Here is a 17,548-nt window from a genome sequence, read left to right as displayed (position 1 = left end):
CATCGGTCAAGAGAGCGCTCTCCAGCCCCGGCGGGCCTCACCGAGGATGACTAGGAAACATTCCCCTCGGCGGGCGCGGAGTCGCCGATGGCATTTCCGGTGCGAGGCAGGACGCGCAGGACGGCCTCCCGGGACCCGGCGACCCGCAGACCCTGCTCCTCGGCGTCCGCGAGGCCGAGGCCGCCGCTGAGGAGGGCGAGGATGCGGGGCGGCGAGCCGGTGACGGTGGCGTCGGCGTCCGGGTCGGCGCCCAGGCGAAGCGAGACCCGGCCGGCGTCGGCGTCGATCACCACGCTCTGGTCCCCTGCGTGGATCTGGATCGAGGACGCGGGCCGATCGGGCTCGTGGTCGATGAGGAACATCCGGACAGGCAGGCGCAGCCACTGACCACGGAAGGCGTCCTCGGCCCGGTGGTCGCGCATCAGGGGCACGCCCCAGCGGCCGAGCGCGTCGATCACCGGCGCCAGCCCGGCGCCGCGCTCGGTGAGCCGGAACAGGGTGGTGGCGATCGGCGGCGGGGCGTCCTCGCGTTCCACGAGCCCGGCGGCCTCCAGCTCGCGCAGGCGGTCCGCGAGCAGGTTGGTGGCGATCCCCGGCAGCCCGGAGCGCAGGTCGGTGTAGCGGCACGGGCCACGCGACAGGAGCTCACGCACGATCAACAACGTCCATCGATCGCCGACGACATCGAGTGCTTTGGCCACCGAGCAGTACTGACCATAGGAGCGCATGGCCGGAGCCTACCATTCAACTTGAAACTATCACGTAGTCAGTTGACTTTCTTGTCTTATAACTTTAGAAGTACGTCATGACCAATCTCGAAAGGCGGGCGGCCGCCGCGGGCGCGAGCGCGTCCCCAAGCCCGCCCCCCTTCACTCCTCCCCCCTTCAATCCTCCACAGGGCGCGGGTGACCCGCGTGCCGTCTTCGCTGTGCTGGCGCTGGCCGTATTCGTTTCCACGCTCGACGTGTTCATCGTCAACATCGCCGTTCCGGCCATCCAGGCCGACTTCACGGACTCCACCGTGGCCGGGGTGTCCTGGGTCCTGAACGCCTACGCGATCGTCTTCGCCGCGCTGCTCGTGCCCGCGGGCAAACTCGGCGACGTCGTCGGACGGCGGCGGGTCTTCATCGCCGGGTTGTTCGCGTTCGGCCTGGGCTCGGCGCTGTGCGCGGCGTCGCCGTCCCTCGGGTTCCTCATCGCCGCCCGCATCCTGCAGGGGGCCGGAGCCGCCGCGATCACCCCGGCCTCGCTCGGCCTTCTGCTGCCCTCCATCCCACCGCGGAGCCGGGCGGCCGCGATCGGCGTCTGGTCCGCCCTGGGCGCGGTCGGCGCCGCCTCGGGTCCCTCACTGGGCGGGCTCCTCACCCAGGTGAGCTGGCACTGGATCTTCATCGTCAACGTCCCCCTGACCGCGATCGTGCTCGCCGGCGCGTACCGCGTGCTGCCCGAGATCCGCGACCCCGCCCGCCCGCCGCTGCCCGACGGTCTCGGGACCCTCGTCCTGATCGCCGCCGTCTCCCTCGCCACCCTCGGCCTCGTCCAGGGGCACGCGTGGAACTGGGACGCACGGGTGATCGGCTGTTTCGCCGCCGCCGTCGTGCTCGCGGCCGTGTTCGCCGCGCGCTCCCGGCGGCACCGCGCCCCGGTCCTGGAACTGAGCATCGTGCGCGTCCCGGCGTTCGCGCTGTCCGCCCTGTCAGCGGCCCTGTTCTCGGCCGCGTTCTCGGCGATGCTGCTCGCCAACGTGCTCTTCCTCACGGGGACCTGGCACTACTCGATCCTGCGGGCCGGGCTGGCCCTGACCCCCGGCCCCGTCGCGGCCGCCGTGTGCGCGCCGTTCGCCGGTAGGCTCGCGCAGCGCGTCGGCCCTGGCCTCGTCGGCGGTGCGGGCGCCCTGTTGTTCGGGATCGGATCGGTGATGTGGGTCGCGTTCATCGGTGCGGAGCCCGCCTACTGGTCGCTCTTCTTCCCTGCAATGCTCGTCGGCGGCGGCGGAGTGGGCCTCGCCCTGCCCGCGTTCACGATCGCGGCGACCGCCACTCTGGCGCCGCAGACGCTGGCCACCGGAATCGGCGCGCAGACCATGTTCCGTCAGATCGGTTCGGCCCTCGGCGTCGCCGCCTTCGTCGCCGTCTTCGGCACCCCGACCGCGGCGACCGTGATCGGCGCTCACGACGACGTCCGCTGGTTCATGATCGCCGCGGCGGCCGGCGCCGCCCTCGCCCTCGTATTCATCCGGCGCCCCGGCGGCGCCGACCGGCATCCGGCGCACCGGCAGCGCGACCAGATCGGGGAAGAGGCATGAACGAAGAGATCGCGGCGCTCTCCCAGGTCGCCACGTGGCCGAACGCCGACCGGCGCACCAGGATCGTGCTGGCGAGCCAGTTCACGGCCGCCGGGCTCGACGCGGAGGGTTTCGGGTTCTTCGCGGAACTGTCGTCCCGGACGCCGCGCGACGGTCTCCTGCTGGCGCTCGCCGGCGCCTTCCAGTCCCGGTTGGACGGCCAGGCCGAGGCGGCGATCGCCAAGCTCGACGCCGCCACCACGCTGGACCTCGGGCTTCCCCACTACTACCGCGGGATCTCCCTCGCCGGCCTGCCCGGGTGCGCGGGCCGCGCGGAGACCGTGGTCGCGGATCTGGAGTTCGTCCTCATGGTCAAGGACCAGTTCCCGCCGGGCTTCATGCGGCCCGTCCACGCGGCGCTGGCACGCGCGTACGACCTGCTCGGACGCGCCGAGGACGCCGCGCGGGCACGCGGCCGGGCCGGCCACCTGATCACCGGCTACTGGGCGAATCCCGAGGACGGGTTCCGTTTCGTCCCCCCGCGCCTGGTCGAGCACGCACAGGGCGTCCACGTGGCGCAGGGCTACGACTTCGCCGACGTCGGCTTCGTCGTCACCGGCACCGGGGTGGTCGCCGTCGACGCCGCCAGCACGCCCGAGCACGCGGCCGCGGCACTCGGCGCGCTCCGCGAGATCACCGAGCTGCCCGTCACCCACGTGATCCTCACGCATGCCCATCTGGACCATGTCGGCGGCCTCGACGCCCTCACGGCCGACGGCGCCACGGTGATCGCCCAGGCGAACTTCCCTCGCGAGCTCGCGATCCAGAACTCCGGCCCGCCGCCGCTGGGCTACTACCTTCCGCGTGGCCACGGCCGCCAGGCCCACGTCGTCCCCGGCCGGCTGGTGGACGCCGTGGAGAGCCTGACCGTCGGCGGCGTGGACTTCACGCTCATCCCGATCGCCGGAGGAGAGACCGAGGACGGGCTGGTCGTCCACCTCCCGGATCTGGGCGTGGCCTTCGTCGGCGACATGTGCATGCCCTATCTCGGCTCGCCGACCGTCGCGGAGGGCTCCGCGCAGGGCCTGTTCGACGCCATGCGGGTCGTCATGGACCTGCGGCCGCGCACGCTGATCCACGGGCACCCGGCGCTGACCGAGAACTACCCCGTCGAGGCCTTCCCCGGGCTGCTGGCCGCACTGCGCGACCTGGAGCGGATCACCGCGGCCGGGATCTCGGACGGTCTGACGCTCGCCGAGATCCTGCGGCTCAACCACCTGCCGGACGTTCTCCGGGACCACCCCGCCGCGGTGATGCCCTACCTCGTCACCCGCGACACCTTCATCCAGCGGGTGCACCGCGGGCGGACCGGCTACTGGCACAGAAGCGGCGAGGGCGTCGAGCGCTTCACCTCCGCCGAGCTGTCGGCCGCGCTGGACCTGCTGGGTGGCCGGAGCGCGGCGGCCTTCGTCACCGCGGGGCTCGAGCTCGCACGACGCGGCGAGCATCCGCTGGCCCTGCACGTCGTCGACCTGGGCCTGCTCAGCCACGCCGGCGCTCCCGAGCTCGCCGGCCTGCGGCAGAGCCTGCTGGAGTCGATGGTCGCGCGGAACCAGCTGCTCAACCCGTTCAAGTTCATGCACTACGCCTCACTCGCCGGGCTCGAACTGGACCCGGCCGAGTGACGGGTCCCGACGCCGCCTCGTGAAAGTTTCGGCTCTTCCGGCCCCGGAGGGCGGCCGGGGCCGAGGTCATCGCGTACGGGCCGGCAGGCGGGCGGGCCGGGTCTTGATCGCGTTCCCGGATCGTGTCTAAGGTCCGGGGAGCCTCGAAGCCGAAGATCGGCACTCCGTCCCCCGCGGCCACGTGACGCCCGGCGCTTCGCCTGGCTCTGCCCACGGCCCCGCCCGACCGTCCATCCCCCAGGTGAGGCACCATGAGACGCATCCGCGCGTGGTTCACGGCGCTCGGCACGACCATCCTGATGATCGCCGGGCTGTTCGCGCCCGTCCCGGGGTTCGCCGCCGCCGTGACGCTCCACCCCGGCGTCATGTGGTACGACACGGCGGGCAACCGGCTGCAGGCGCACGGCGCCGGGTTCTTCAAGGTCGGCTCGACGTACTACATGGTCGGCGAGGACAAAAGCGCCGGCGCCACGTTCACAGCGGTCGCCTGCTACTCCTCCACGGACCTGGCCACCTGGACCCGGGTGGGCAACGCGCTGAGCCGGCAGGGCAGCGGCGACCTCGCCGCGGGGCGCATCGTGGAACGGCCGAAGGTGATCTACAACTCGGCGACCGGCCAGTACGTGATGTGGGTGCACATCGACAACTCCTCCTACAGCGACGCGCGGGCGGGTGTGGCCACCAGCCCGACGCCGTGCGGGCCGTACACCTACCGCGGCTCCTCGCGGCCGCTGGGATTCGAGAGCCGGGATCTGGGCCTGTTCAAGGACGACGACGGCACGGCCTACCTGCTGACCGAGGACCGCAGCCACGGCCTGCGCATCGACCGGCTCTCCGCCGACTACACCCAGGCGGTGAGCACGACGGCGGTGCTCGCCGACCTGGAGTCTCCGGCGATGGTCAAGGTGAACGGACGATACTTCCTGTTCGCCTCGCACCTGACCGGCTGGTCCACCAACGACAACTCCTACGCCACCGCGACCTCCCTGTCCGGGCCGTGGAGCGGATTCACCACGTTCGCCCCCTCCGGCAGCCGCACGTTCGACTCCCAGACCTCCTCCGTCGTGCCGGTGTCGGGCTCGTCGGGCACCACGTACCTCTACGTCGGCGACCGGTGGAACCCGAACGACCTCAACAGCTCGACGCCCGTGTGGCTGCCGCTCACGATCAGCGGCTCCACCGCCTCCATGAACGCGTTCTACGACTCCTGGACCATCGACACGGCGACCGGCACCTGGGCGGCCCCGCAGGCCCCGCAGAACTTCACGCTCGTCGGCGCGCAGTCCGGGCGCTGCCTCGACGTCGCCGGCGGCGCCGCGACCAACGGCTCGACAATGCAGATCTACGACTGCAACGGCGGCGCGAACCAGAAGTGGTCCCTCACCTCCTCGGGCGAGCTGCGCACGTTCGGCGGGACGAAGTGTCTCGACGTGTTCGACCAGCGGACCACGGCGGGCGCGACGGTGGGCATCTGGGACTGCAACGGCGGCGCCAACCAGAAGTGGACGGTCAACTCCACCGGCACCGTCGTCGGCGTCCAGTCCGGCCTGTGCCTGGACGTGAACGGCAACCAGACGACCAACGGCGCCAAGGTGCAGCTATGGACCTGCAACGGCGGCGCGAACCAGCGGTGGACCCGGGCCTGACGGGCTCCCGCGGTTCCCCGCCGTCGGCGGGGAACCGCGGGGCCGGCTACAGCGACTTGAGGAAGGCCAGACCGTCCACGGCGAGGGAGTCCTGGCTTGGTGCGAGCGGCCGCCAGATGGAGGCCGCGGTGGCGATCGTCTGGTTGTGGGCGGTGAAGGATTCGATAACGAGGGGGCCCGCATAGCCCGCTTCATCCAGGGCCTGGGTGAAGGCGGGCCAGTCGAAGCGGTCGGCGCCTGGTGTGCCCCGATCCGTTCCGCAGACCTGCACATGCGCGATCCGGCCCGCCGCGGCACGTACGGCTTGCGCCGGATCCTTCTCCTCGATGTTCATGTGATAGACGTCGAGCGCCAGGCCGCATCCGCCGGGCAATGCGTCGAGAGCCTGCTCAACGGTGTTGAGCAGACTGGTCTCGTAGCGGTTGAGCGGCTCGACCGCGATCGCCACACCGTGCTCGCCGGCGTAGTCGACCACGGGTTCCAGGTTGTTCCGGAGCTCGGTGTAGATCGTCCGGCGCTCGTCGTTCGACATCCGCCAGGTCCTGCCGACGGAGGCGTAGGCGGGCCCGCCGATCACCGGGGAGCCCACGGCCGCCGCCACGTCCACGCAGTGCCGCAGGTAGTCCTGGGTCTCCTCGACGACCTCGGCCGTGGCCGCCACGAGCTCCCGCCCCGGCGGCATGACCAGCACCACCGATGCCTTCAGCCCGTGCTCGGCCAGCAGCGCCGCGGCCTTGTGAGGATCCCAGTCGCCGGGCCGCTCCACCGGCAGCTCGATGACGTCGAACCCCCAGGCCGCGACCCGGGGCACCAGGGACGCGAGGTCGTCGTCCGTCAGCGGCGACGCCCACACCCACGTGTTCACTCCGAGAGGGAACGCGCTCACCCCTTCTTACCGCCCCACTTCTCGGGGAATCCGGGCATGCCCTCACAGCCGCACAGCGCGTAGTGCAGCGGCGGCATGTTCGGCTGCAGGTACCGGTCGAGGGTCTCCGCCGTGATCTTGGGCTGCGGAAGGTTCCACACCTTCGGCACCTCCTCACCCTTGAGGATCTTCAAGGCGGCGATGATCGGTGTGCGCCACTGGTAGGTGGGGTACGTGGGAGCGACAGCGGTAAGACCGTCGTCCTTCCACTTACGCAGGAAGTCCTGCTGGTCCTCACCGGTCATCGGCGGGACGGGCACGCCGGCGTCCTCGAACGCCTCAGCGACGGCCACCGAGGTGGCTCCCGAGTCCATCCAGACGCCGTCGAGCTTGCCGTACCGCTGGATGTAGTCGTTGACGATTCCCTTGGCCTTGGCCGCGTCGCCGTCGGTGAACTCCACGCCGACGACCTGGAGGCCGCTGGAGTCGAAGGCGGCCTTCGCCGCGGACCAGCGGGTCTCCAGCACATCCACCCCAGGGCTGATGCGCAGCGCCAGAATCTTCCCGCCCGCCGGCACCTTCTCCACGAGGAACTCGGCCGCGTCGGCACCGAACGCGTAGCCGCCGATCGGCTTGATGAACGTCACCGGGCAGTCGGTCTCCACGCCCCGGTCGAAGACGATGACCGGGACCTTGCCGCAGGCGCCCTTGACGGCTGGAGTGAGCGTCGCCGTGGTGTTGGGCGAGACGATCAACGCATCGCAGCCCTTGGCCTGCAGCTCGGCGATGTCAGAGATCTGCTTGTCGTCCTTGCCCTCGGCGTCGAGGGCGGTGAGCTCGGAAATCTCCTTGTGCAACGCCACCTCGGCCTGCATGGTCTTCCAGCCGACCTGCCGCCAGGGATTGTCGACCGCCGCGTTGGAGAAGCACAGGTGGTACGGCCCGTCCTTCTTCTTGTACTCGGCGGTGGACACCATCTGCGGCGCGATGGCCTGCTCCCAGGGCTTGTCCGCCGGTCCCTCCGCCGTCTGCGAGCGCATCGCGAGCTGAGCGTCGTAGTCGGCCTGGACGAAGAACTTGGACTGCTCACCGGTTCCCGAGGCCGGCGCCGTCGAAGCGGCCGCGGGCGGCGCCGTGCCGGCGCCCGTGTCGGCGGCTGTGGTGGTGCTGGGCTTGTCGCTGGTGCAGCCGCCGACGGCGAACACCGTCAGAGCCGCGGCGGCGAGGATGAGCGGTCTATGAAACCGCATGGGCGTCTCCTTTTACTTTCGGGGCATCGAGGAAGGGAAGACGGATGGCTCCGGCCGCTACGGCGGCGATGAGGACGACGCCCTGCACGGTGAACTTCAGCGCCCCAGAGACGCCGTACAGGTTGAGCAGGGTGAACAGGGCCTCCAGGGTGAGCGCCCCGGCCATCGCGGCGATGACCGTGCCGCGACCGCCGCCCAGGACGACGCCGCCCAGGACGACCGCGGTGATTGCCTGGAACTCCAGTCCCTGGCCGACCTGAGCGGACACTCCGGCGAACCCGCCGAGCAGGATTCCGGCCACTGCGGCGGACACGCCCGAGAGGGTGAAGGCGATGAGCCTCACCCGGGTCACCCGTACGCCGGACAGGGCGGCCGCGCGCTCGTTGTCGCCGATGGCGATGAGTGTCCTGCCGAAGTTCGCCCGCATCAGCAACACGGCCGCGACGGCGACGACCACGAGGGTGAGCACAGCCCATCCGGTCTGCCTGCCGAACATGCGGAACGCTTGGGAGAGCGCGCCGCGCGGTGCGCCGCCCGTCCACAGGAAGACCGCGCCGGACAGCACGAGCATCATGCCGAGCGTGGTGATGAACGACGGCACGCGCAGGAGGGTCGTCACCGCACCGTTGACCAGACCGACGAACAGGCCGAGCACGATCAGCAGGGCCAGCACCGGCCAGGTCGCCGCCTCGTCCCCGTCGATCAAGCGGGCGGCGACGACCACCTCGACGGTGACCAGCGATCCGACCGACAGGTCGAACTCGCCGGAGACGATCACCAGGTACTGCCCGGCGGCGAGGATGACCAGGGGCGCGGCGCGCCTGACGAAGGAGAGGAACCCGGCGGGCTCCAGGAAGAACGGGTTGACGATCGCGATGGCGGCCAGCAGCACCGCCAGCACCGCGAGAATCGGCAGCGCACGCTTCACGTCCGCCTCCTTCCGATCAGGCCCGTACGCCGGGCGTAAACGGCAACGGCGACGACGATCACCACGCCCCGCACGACGTCCTTGAAGAAGGAGTTCACTTCCAGCTGGTTGAACACGCTGTCCAGGACGGCGAGCAGCAGCACGCCGCCCACGGTGCCCGCGACTCCGCCTCTGCCCCCGGCCAGCGCGGCGCCGCCGAGGACGACGGCGGCGATGGACTCGAGGTCGTATCCGCCGTCGGTGCCCACGGTCGGGGCTCCGGCGCCGAGCCTGCTGGCCAGCAGCAGCCCCGCGATGCCGGCACAGAGCGAGCACAGCACGTGCGTGATGATGATCACCCGGTCGGTGCGGATGCCGGACAACCTGGCGACCTCGACGTCACCGCCGACGGCGTACACCCGGTAGCCGTATTTGGTCCGTCTGAGCAGGAACCAGGCGACGAGTGCGACCGCGGCCCAGAGCAACGCCGAGACGGGCACGGGGCCCAACCGGTCGTAGCCGAGGTGCTGGAAGGACTCCGGCACCCGGCCGGCCGGGCCGTCGTAGAGGTCGCCCAGGATTCCCTTGATGATCAGTGAGATGCCGAGTGTGGCGATGAACGCGTGCACGCGCAACTTGCTGATCATCAGACCGTTGACCAGCCCGACCAGTGCGCTCACTCCCATGACGGCGCCGACCGCGAGCACGATGTTGGAGTCCTGGCCCGCCATGGTCACCGCCGCGACCAGCGAGGCCAGGCTGATCAGATAGGCGACCGACAGGTCGAGGGATCCCGCCAGGATGGCCAGCGTCTGGCCTACCGCGACGATCCCGAGCGCCGCCGAACGCTGCTGCACCCCGACGACGGTCTCCATCGTGAGGAACTGGCCACCGTCCACGGCTACCAGCGCCCAGCCCACGAGGATCACGCCGGCCAGTGCCAGGAAGACGACACTCGTGGGGTTCACCAGCGCCCCGAACCTGGCCCTGCCATCAGCGAGCACGTTCTGGGTCATGAGGACACCTCACCCGCGGCCAGGCTCATGACGGCCTCCTCTGAGGATCCTGCGGGAAGGGTGCCCGCGATGCGGCCCTCCCGGAGCACGACGATGCGGTCGCTCATGCCGATCAGCTCGGGCAGCTCGGAGGAGATCATCATGATCGCGACGCCGTCTTCGGCCAGCTCGCGCATCAGGTCGTGGATGGCCGCCTTGGCGCCCACGTCGACCCCACGGGTGGGCTCGTCGAACAGGAGCACCTTCGGGGCGACGGTCATCCACTTGGCGAGCACGACCTTCTGCTGGTTGCCGCCGGACAGATAGCGAACCTCCTGCTCCTCGCGGGGCGGCGTGAGCCGTACACGTTCCAGCAGTTCCCGCACCCCGCTGCGGCGAGCACCACGGCCCATCGCGCGGGTCACGAGAAGGGCGTTGTCGCGCACGGACTGGCGCAGGGCCAGGCCCTCGCTCTTGCGGTCCTCGGTCACCAGGCCGACTCCGGCACGGATTCCCTCGCGGACCGAGCGCGGGCGCACCGGCGTCATCTCGCCCCGGGTGAACGGCTCGGCACCGAACAGGGCCTTGGCCAGCTCCGATCGGCCGGATCCCTGAAGCCCGGCGATGCCGACGATCTCTCCCGCGTTCAGCTTCAGGTCGATGTCGTGCAGCCGGTCGTTGCCGCCGCCGGTGACCTGGAGCCGTGTCTCCCCGACCGAGGTGGAGCGTGGCGGGAAGTAACCGTTCAGATCGCGCCCGACCATGAGGCGGACCAGATCCTCGGAGGTGACGTCCTCGGTGGCGGCCGTGGTGACCAGCCTGCCGTCCTTGATGACCGTCACGTGATCGCTGAGGTCGAACACCTCGCGCAGCCGGTGAGAGATGTAGAGCACGGCGATGCCTCGCTCCTGCAAGCGCCGCACCAGCCGGTAGAGCAGTTCGACCTCGTGCTCGGCGAGCGCGGCGGTGGGCTCGTCCATCACGACGATCCGGGCATCGAGCGACAGCGCCTTGACGATCTCCACGACCTGCTGCTGAGCGACCGACAGGCGCTTGACCAGCTGTCGGGGGCCGAAGGAGTCCTCACCCAGTTCGGCGAGCAGCCGGGCGGTCGCGGTGTCCATCGCGATCCGGTCGACCAAGCCGCGCCGTACCGGTTCCCTGCCGAGGAAGACGTTCTCGGACACGGTCCGCTCGGGCAGCAGATTGAACTCCTGGTAGATGATCGCCACGCCGGCGCGCTGGGCCTCCAGCGGATGGCCGAACGATACGCGCCGGCCGTCGATCTCGATCGTTCCCTCGTCGTGTGCGTGCACTCCGGCGAGGATCTTCATGAGCGTGGACTTGCCCGCTCCGTTCTCCCCCACAATCGCGTGGACCTCGCCCGGCACGACCGCGAGGTCCACGCCGGATAACACCCGCACGCCGAAGAAGCTCTTGCCGATGCCCGTCATGGTCAGCATCGGGCCTACTCCGCCACGGGAACGGAAGACAGAAAAGCCTCGCTCATTCGGCCGTACTGCTGGGCTCGCTGGATTCTCGGCTCGGGCACGCCGTTAATACAGGTCATAAACTCGCTCCCGGCCCGGCACCCCGTCTGCTTGTCAGAACTTTAGGTGCGCCGCTACATATCGCCGCGAGCGTATACATGACTTATGACTTTGGTCAAGCAAAAGACGCGTAGGGTAAAACATAAGGAAACGTCGAGTAGTAAGGAGTGCCAGTGGCTCAGGGCATGCCCGGCGGGACCGGAGCGGGATCACTGCTCTCGATCCTGCGTGACGGGCGAGCGCGTACCCGCGCTGAGCTGGTCCAGCTCACTGGTCTGTCAAGAAGCGCGGTGTCCCAGCGGATTGACGCTCTGCTGCACCAGCGCTTGATCCTGCCCGCCGAGGACACGACTCCATCGGGCGGCAGGCCCGCCACCGCCTTCTCCTTCAACCGTGAGGCCCGCGTGGTGCTCGCCGCCGACCTCGGCGTCACCCACGCCAGGATCGCCGCCAGCGACCTCGGTGGAGCGGTCCTGGCGGAACGTGCCGCCGACCTGCCCATCGACCGCGGACCTGAGCCGACGCTGAGCTGGGTTCTCGACACCTTCCGCGAATTGCTCGCCGAGTGCGGTCATCCGGCGTCGGACGTCTGCGGAGTCGGCGTCGGCCTCCCCGGCCCTGTGGACCACGAAAGCGGCACGGCGGTCAACCCACCGATCATGCCGGGCTGGGACGGCTTCCCCGTACCCGGCTGGCTCGGCGAGCGGCTCGGCGTTCCGGTGCTCGTCGACAACGACGTGAACATCATGGCGCTGGGCGAGCACTGGGCCGTCCACCCCGAGGTCGAGCATCTGATCTTCGTCAAGGCGGGCACCGGCATCGGCTGTGGCATCATCGCCGGACGCCGGCTGCATCGCGGCGCCCGAGGGGCTGCAGGGGATATCGGCCACATTCGCATCCCCACCATCGACCAGGTGCAGTGCCGCTGCGGCTACGTCGGCTGCCTGGAGGCCGTGGCCGGCGGCGCGGCTCTGGTCGCCCGCCTCCGCGACGCGGGGCTTGATGTCGCCGACGGCCGGGATGTCGTCCGCCTAACCAAGGAAGGCAATCCCCTGGCCATCCGCCTTGTCCGGCAGGGCGGCAGAGAGGTCGGCAGCGCGCTCGCCTCGATCGTCAACTTCTTCAACCCCACAATGATCGTGATCGGCGGCGACCTGGTCGAAGCGGGCGATCACCTTTTGGCGGGCGTCCGCGAAATGGTCTACGGCCGCTCGTTGCCACTGGCCACCCAGAGTCTCAGCATCCGTGCCAGCGAGCTCGGTGACCGGGCGGGCGTTACCGGCGCCGCTGTCATGGTCATAGAGCGCATCCTGGATCCCAAGACCGTCGATCGGTCGGTTTCCACATAACTTCTGCCGAATCAAGGGTCTTCTATGAATATTGGGCCACCCCTACGGCGAGAAAGGGGTGGCCCGTTTCCTTTCCGGTCCCGCCGCCGGCTCAGGACTGGTTGAACAGCGACAGCGTCAGCGTCGAGTGATACTCACCGGCGGCGACGTCGACCGGAGTGCGCAGGGCCAGATCGGCGTTGACCTCCGAAGTGCCGATCTCGTCCGCGGAGTTCGCGATCGACACGAGCAACTCCTGGCCCTCCAGACCCACGGCGGGAGCGTCGCTGCCGTCGGAGATGACACTGGAGACCGGCTCACCGGCCGACACCGCCCCGGTTGAGGAGTCGGTCAGCAGGCGGGGCTTCCAGCCGAGGTATTCGGGGCCGATGGTCTTGGACGGGTCGTCGGCCGCGGTGAACTGGCCGGCCTGGCCGACGACCGCCCAGTACTCCCCATCGGGGATGTCCTCCGGGTTGCGGGTGTCGGACACCGTGACCGTCGGCAGGGTGCCGGTGAACTGGCGGGCGGCGGCGTCCGAGCCGTTCTCGGCGAGGGACACCCCGCTGTTGTCGGCGACCGTCATCGACAGCTGACCGGGCGTGGTGGTGGGCTCGATGTTCACCGACACGTCGATGCCGTCGCCGGAGCCGTCGCCGGGTCCGTCGGCCGCCATCGCGGGACCGACCACACCCGAAAGCGCCAGGCCGAGCACCGACACAGCCAGTATCCGGGTGGTTCTCTTGGTCTTCACGTGATGACTCCATCTTTTGGGAGGCATGGGGTGCGGGGCCGGCCGGCCAATCGTCCGGCCGGCCCCGGTCAGTGCTTTCAGTGCGGCGGTCAGGCGCAGCTGATCGCGTTGTAGGCGGCGTCGTAGGTCGAGGTGACCTGCTTGCCGCCGATCGTCGCGGTCCCCTTGACAGTCGCCTTGCCCGCGCCGATCTGCCCGGCACGCGCGTTGAAGGACTGGTACGCCTGCTTGCCCGGGGCCACGTCGGCCACGGTCGTCGAGCCGTACGGGGTCGACAACGTCACGCTCGCCGGCGCGTCGCCATCGTTGACCGCCGTCACCGCCACGTACGCCGACGTGCCCACGCAGCGGGACGTGGCGGTCACGGTCAGCGGAACGCTGGGAGAGGAAACCGGGGTGAAGCCGAACCGCTGGTTGTCGTCATTGCTGCAGGTCCACTGGATCAACGCGGCGCCGTCGGCCTGGGACTTGCCGTTGATGTCGAGGCACAGGCCGCTTACCGCCGAACTGATCTGGTAGGCGTCTCCGGACGGGATGAGATAGAACCTCTGGTTGACCTGGTCGGTATTGCCGTCGGGATGGCAGGAGTACTGGACGAGCTGGGTGCCCGTCGCGGTCGAGCCGGTCGGCACGTCAAGGCACTTGCCGCTCTTGACGTTCTTGAGCTGGTAGGCGCCCGCGGTGAAGGGAATGGCCTCCCACTGCTGCTCGCCGCCCTCCGTCGCACTCATCTGAACGATCTTGGCGTCGTTGGCGGTGGAGGCGTTCTGCGGCGCGACGTACTTGCCGCTGTGCTTGGGAGAGATGGTGTACACACCCGCGGCCCCTCCTCCGACCGTGATCGTCGTGACCATGCCCGCCCACTTCTTGCCGTCGAAGCCGGAGTGGAGCCTGCAGATGACCGTCCAGGTCCCTTCCTTGTTCAAGGTGTAGGAGACCGACGGACCTCCCGGCGAGACAGGGCCCTTGGTGACCTCGAAGATGTCGCCGCCGTTCGGGTCCGGATTGCCGCCGGGCGGCACGAGCCAGACATCGTGTGGCATCCCCGCATCCGCGTTGAAGTGCCAGGTGATGGTGCCACCGAGAGCGATCTCGCAGTTGCCGGGACTCCACCCCGTCCCCATGGCGTAGATGTCGCACGTCGTGGGGAGCGTCTTGCCGCCGTCGGCCACCGTGAAGACGGCGCTCTGCGGGGTGGAGGCGTTACCTGAGTAATCGGTGGCCCGGTAGTCGACCGTGTACTTCCCCGGGTTCTTGAACGGGACCGGCGCGTCGTAGGCGGTCCACTCTCCGCCGTTGACGCGATACTCCACCTTTTCCACCCCGGCACAGCCGACATCGTTGGCGTTGAGCTTGAGGGTGGCCGAGTCGATGTAGGTGTTCTGCTGGCTGGGGTGGGCCCGGCCCTCGATCTGGTGCGACACCGTCGGTGCCTGAGTGTCCTCGGCGCACGTGGTCGAGGGCTTGAACTCGATCTTGACCAGCTCCATCTTCATTGTGGAGTTGACCTGGCTGCGGCAGCAGCCGAAGGTCCAGCGCCCCATGTAGAGGGCGCCGTCGGGCCCGAACCTGGTCGGGATCACAAAGCTGCTGTTCGGCGTGCCGAAGTGGTTGACCGGCAGCCAGTCGTTGACCCGGAGCATCTGGTTGTTGTCCTCCCGCAGGCGGACCTCCTTCCAGAACCCGTTGTCTGCACCGCGGTTGGTGATCAGCCACGAGCCGTCGTAGTAGGGCGGGAAGGCGCCGGGACCGTAGCTGTCCTTGTATCGGTAGACCGGGCCGGTGACCGGCTGCATGCCCCCGGGGCCCAGGTCGCCGAAAGCCAACGGATCCTGACCGCCCGGGTTGTTGGGGTACTTGCGCCAGATCGTCGCCGGTTTCGCGGGGCCTGGGATTTCATCGAGGCCCTGGAATGTGGGTGGCGAGCTCTTGCCGCCCGGCGGAGCCCAGGCGAGGTCGGCCGGGATCTTGTCGAGCGTGCAGTCGTACTGCTGGCCGGTCGAGGAGTTGGTCTCGTAGTTCCAGCGCCACGTGGTGTTGGTCTTCGAGTTGTCGCCGACGCAGAACGGCCAGCCCTGGAAGCCGGGCCCGTCGACCAGATCCCACTCACAGGTGCCCGCCGGGGCACGGTTGGCCTGGTCCACCGAGTTGTCGTGGCAGTACTCGCCGACGACGACCGTACCCGGGTGGGCGGGGTCGGTGTGCACCGTGAAGGGCTGCCGGAAGCCCATGGCATAGATCTCCGGCCGGGTCTTCGGTGTCCCCGGCGGGAACATGTTGCCCTTCGGGACCGTGTAGGTCTTGTCCAGGCCGGGGTCGGGGGCGCTCCCTGAGGTCGGAGGCGGAATGTCCTCGATCGGTTTGATGCGCAGGACCTTGCCGCGCAGGTCGGCGGTGTTGGCCGCCGTCTTGCGCGCGTCCCAGCGCTCGGAGGCGCGATGGTCCATCGGCGGGTAGCCGTTGTGGCCGGGCGCGTTCGGGGAGGTGTCGTCGCCGACGCCGAGGTAGAGGTTGCCCTCGGAGTCGAACACGAGGCTCGCGCCGCCGACATGGCCGGGGCCGTTGTCGGTGGGGCCGCCCGGGAAGCCTGAGGGGTTGCCCGAGATCTTCGCCTTGGGCACGCGCAGGATCTGCCGCTCATCGTAGGGATGTGCCGGGTCACCGGCTCCGCCTGCTTGCGCGGGCTCGAACGCGGTGCCGGCCTCGTTCAACGTGAAGCGGCTGATCAGGTTGTAGCCGACCGTCTGCTGGTTGCCCGTGGTCGGCCAGTCGGGGTTGCGCGGGGAGTAGTAGACGTAGATGTCGCGCTTGTCTGGGTTCGATAGGTCGAAGCCCGGCTCCAGGCTCATCCCCAGCACGCCGTCCTCGGAGTTGCCGTGGTCGGCGCGCGTCGGGATCGTCGCGACCGTGGTCGAGTTGTTCGGCGGGCCGTTCGGATCGTGCATCTTCACGTAGCCCTGGGACTGGTAGCCCGTTGTGGGGCCGATCTCGGTCCAGTAGAGCTTGCCGTCCGACGCCACGTCGAGAGCCATCGGGCCGTTCGCGTTGTCGACCAGGGTCGTGCGAGTGAAGTTCGACCAGACGGTGCCCGAGCAGTCGGTCTTGTCGCCCTCGCCGGCGACCCAGCGCACCCCTCCGACGATCTGCTTGACCAGCGGGTTGTCGCCGCCGTTCTCGCTGTAACGCACGCCGAAGTGGCCCTGCGAGGTCACCCAGCTCCGTCCGTCGTTGTAGGACCGCGGGGTGGTGGTGCCGTCCTTGACCCTGTCGCCGTCGTAGAGCTTGCACCACGTCGTGGGGTGGTCCTGGCCCATCTTCTGGCTGCCGGTGTTGTAGGTGCGCTCGTCGAAGGTCTCGAGCACGTGGTGGGTGCCCCGGACGCTGCGGACGAAGTTGTAGTGCTCGTCGGCGATCTGGTAGGTGTCGGGCAGGTCTTTGGTGGAGAGGTGGTTGTGGTCGGCGACCTGGACGGTCGCGGCGTTGCCGGTGGCCGACCCGTTCGAGTGGGCGGTCATCGTCGTGCCGATGAGGCTGTCCGGCCCGCCGTCCCACCAGTCCCACACGGAGACGCCGGCGCCGGCGTCGGTCATGTTGTGCACGGCCGCGATCCCGCCGCTGTTCTGGGTGAAGCGGATCAACGCATCGCGCTGGGCCTGGTCGAGGAGCGGTCCGGGCCGGCCGCCGCCGGCCCACGACCACGATGAGTTCAGGAACAGGATCGCGTTGTATTGGGCCAGGTTCTGGTCGGTGAAGATCCGAGGGTTCTTGTTCGGGTTGTCGCAGTTGTTCGCGCCGCCACCGTTGTTGTCGCAATCCTCCCAGTCGACCTCGTAGCCCTCGGCCTCGAGAGCGGCCTGCACCACTGGGCGCCCGTTGTCGATCCCATCGGCGTGCCGGTATCCGGTCGTGCCGGTATAGATGAGGATTCTCTTGCCGTCCTCCGCCTTGGCCGGAGCCGCAAGGAAACCATTGTTGGCCGGCCCGGTGCTCGTCGCAGGGGCAGCAGCAGCAGCCTGGGGGGTGCTCTTCGCTTGGGCAGTGGTCGCCGGGGTGAGCATCTGAGCCCCGAGAGCGACCGTAGTCAGCGCGATCAGAGAACGCCTCACACTCCGCGCGGGCAGCGCGGCGTTCCGCATACCACTCACTTCCTCTCCCAATGCGGCGGCGACAGCCCCGCGGCCGGAGCAATATGGTTCGACCGCCCGAGGTTCAGACGTAGCGTCTGCACCTTTTGTCCATGTGTCAAGAACTTTCGCCTCGAAATCCAAAAAGTTGATGGCCGAT

The 17,548-nt window shown here is 69.2% G+C and carries 12 protein-coding genes; 4 read left to right on the top strand and 8 right to left on the bottom strand.

The annotated features are described in order from the left end of the window. Positions 1–50: 50 nt before the first annotated feature. The gene (locus ACIBK1_RS14910; protein WP_396735164.1) at positions 51–728 is read right to left on the bottom strand and encodes a winged helix-turn-helix transcriptional regulator; all 678 of its coding nucleotides are present in this window, start codon (positions 726–728) and stop codon (positions 51–53) included. A 77-nt stretch (positions 729–805) separates the two neighbouring features. Between ACIBK1_RS14910 and ACIBK1_RS14905 the strand changes: the two genes are divergently transcribed. The 3 genes from ACIBK1_RS14905 to ACIBK1_RS14895 all read left to right on the top strand — a co-directional run bounded on the left by ACIBK1_RS14905 (position 806) and on the right by ACIBK1_RS14895 (position 5,615). Next, on the top strand, positions 806–2,305 hold the full coding sequence (locus ACIBK1_RS14905) for an MFS transporter (RefSeq protein WP_396735161.1): 1,500 nt from the start codon (positions 806–808) through the stop codon (positions 2,303–2,305). Continuing rightward, positions 2,302–3,969, top strand: a complete 1,668-nt coding sequence (locus ACIBK1_RS14900; protein ID WP_396735158.1) for an MBL fold metallo-hydrolase — start codon at positions 2,302–2,304, stop codon at positions 3,967–3,969. The genes ACIBK1_RS14905 and ACIBK1_RS14900 overlap by 4 nt, the downstream gene beginning before the upstream one ends. Before the next feature lie 251 nt (positions 3,970–4,220). Continuing rightward, complete coding sequence (locus ACIBK1_RS14895) at positions 4,221–5,615, top strand: lectin (RefSeq protein ID WP_396735155.1); 1,395 nt, start codon at positions 4,221–4,223, stop codon at positions 5,613–5,615. Positions 5,616–5,661: 46 nt separating this feature from the next. On the opposite strand, the gene ACIBK1_RS14890 is transcribed toward ACIBK1_RS14895, so the two are convergent. From ACIBK1_RS14890 to ACIBK1_RS14870, 5 genes are read right to left on the bottom strand one after another with little or no spacing between them, the layout of a single operon-like run. After that, positions 5,662–6,480 carry a sugar phosphate isomerase/epimerase family protein gene (locus ACIBK1_RS14890; RefSeq protein ID WP_231514157.1) on the bottom strand — a complete coding sequence of 273 codons (819 nt, stop codon included), beginning with the start codon at positions 6,478–6,480 and terminating at the stop codon, positions 5,662–5,664. Between the two features lie 17 nt (positions 6,481–6,497). Then, positions 6,498–7,730, bottom strand: a complete 1,233-nt coding sequence (locus ACIBK1_RS14885) for a substrate-binding domain-containing protein (RefSeq protein ID WP_030511854.1) — start codon at positions 7,728–7,730, stop codon at positions 6,498–6,500. Then, the gene (locus ACIBK1_RS14880) at positions 7,717–8,658 is read right to left on the bottom strand and encodes an ABC transporter permease (RefSeq protein WP_051762642.1); all 942 of its coding nucleotides are present in this window, start codon (positions 8,656–8,658) and stop codon (positions 7,717–7,719) included. The genes ACIBK1_RS14885 and ACIBK1_RS14880 overlap by 14 nt, the downstream gene beginning before the upstream one ends. After that, positions 8,655–9,653, bottom strand: coding sequence for an ABC transporter permease (locus ACIBK1_RS14875; RefSeq protein WP_076441346.1), 999 nt, complete (start codon positions 9,651–9,653; stop codon positions 8,655–8,657). The genes ACIBK1_RS14880 and ACIBK1_RS14875 overlap by 4 nt, the downstream gene beginning before the upstream one ends. After that, positions 9,650–11,095: a sugar ABC transporter ATP-binding protein gene (locus tag ACIBK1_RS14870; RefSeq protein WP_396735150.1), complete on the bottom strand. Its 1,446-nt coding sequence runs from the start codon at positions 11,093–11,095 to the stop codon at positions 9,650–9,652. The genes ACIBK1_RS14875 and ACIBK1_RS14870 overlap by 4 nt, the downstream gene beginning before the upstream one ends. Before the next feature lie 272 nt (positions 11,096–11,367). Between ACIBK1_RS14870 and ACIBK1_RS14865 the strand changes: the two genes are divergently transcribed. Further along, complete coding sequence (locus ACIBK1_RS14865) at positions 11,368–12,531, top strand: ROK family protein (protein ID WP_030511850.1); 1,164 nt, start codon at positions 11,368–11,370, stop codon at positions 12,529–12,531. Positions 12,532–12,622: 91 nt separating this feature from the next. Here ACIBK1_RS14865 and ACIBK1_RS14860 read toward each other — a convergent pair whose 3' ends face one another. After that, the gene (locus ACIBK1_RS14860) at positions 12,623–13,264 is read right to left on the bottom strand and encodes a hypothetical protein (protein ID WP_030511849.1); all 642 of its coding nucleotides are present in this window, start codon (positions 13,262–13,264) and stop codon (positions 12,623–12,625) included. Between the two features lie 89 nt (positions 13,265–13,353). Then, positions 13,354–17,322, bottom strand: coding sequence for a ThuA domain-containing protein (locus ACIBK1_RS14855; protein ID WP_396735998.1), 3,969 nt, complete (start codon positions 17,320–17,322; stop codon positions 13,354–13,356). Between the last annotated feature and the right edge of the window lie 226 nt (positions 17,323–17,548).

The sequence above is a fragment of the Microbispora rosea genome, from assembly GCF_044460045.1.
Classification (GTDB): Bacteria; Actinomycetota; Actinomycetes; order Streptosporangiales; family Streptosporangiaceae; genus Microbispora; species Microbispora rosea.
Note: the sequence above shows the minus strand (reverse complement) of the source record. Positions and strands in the feature narration are given on the sequence as shown.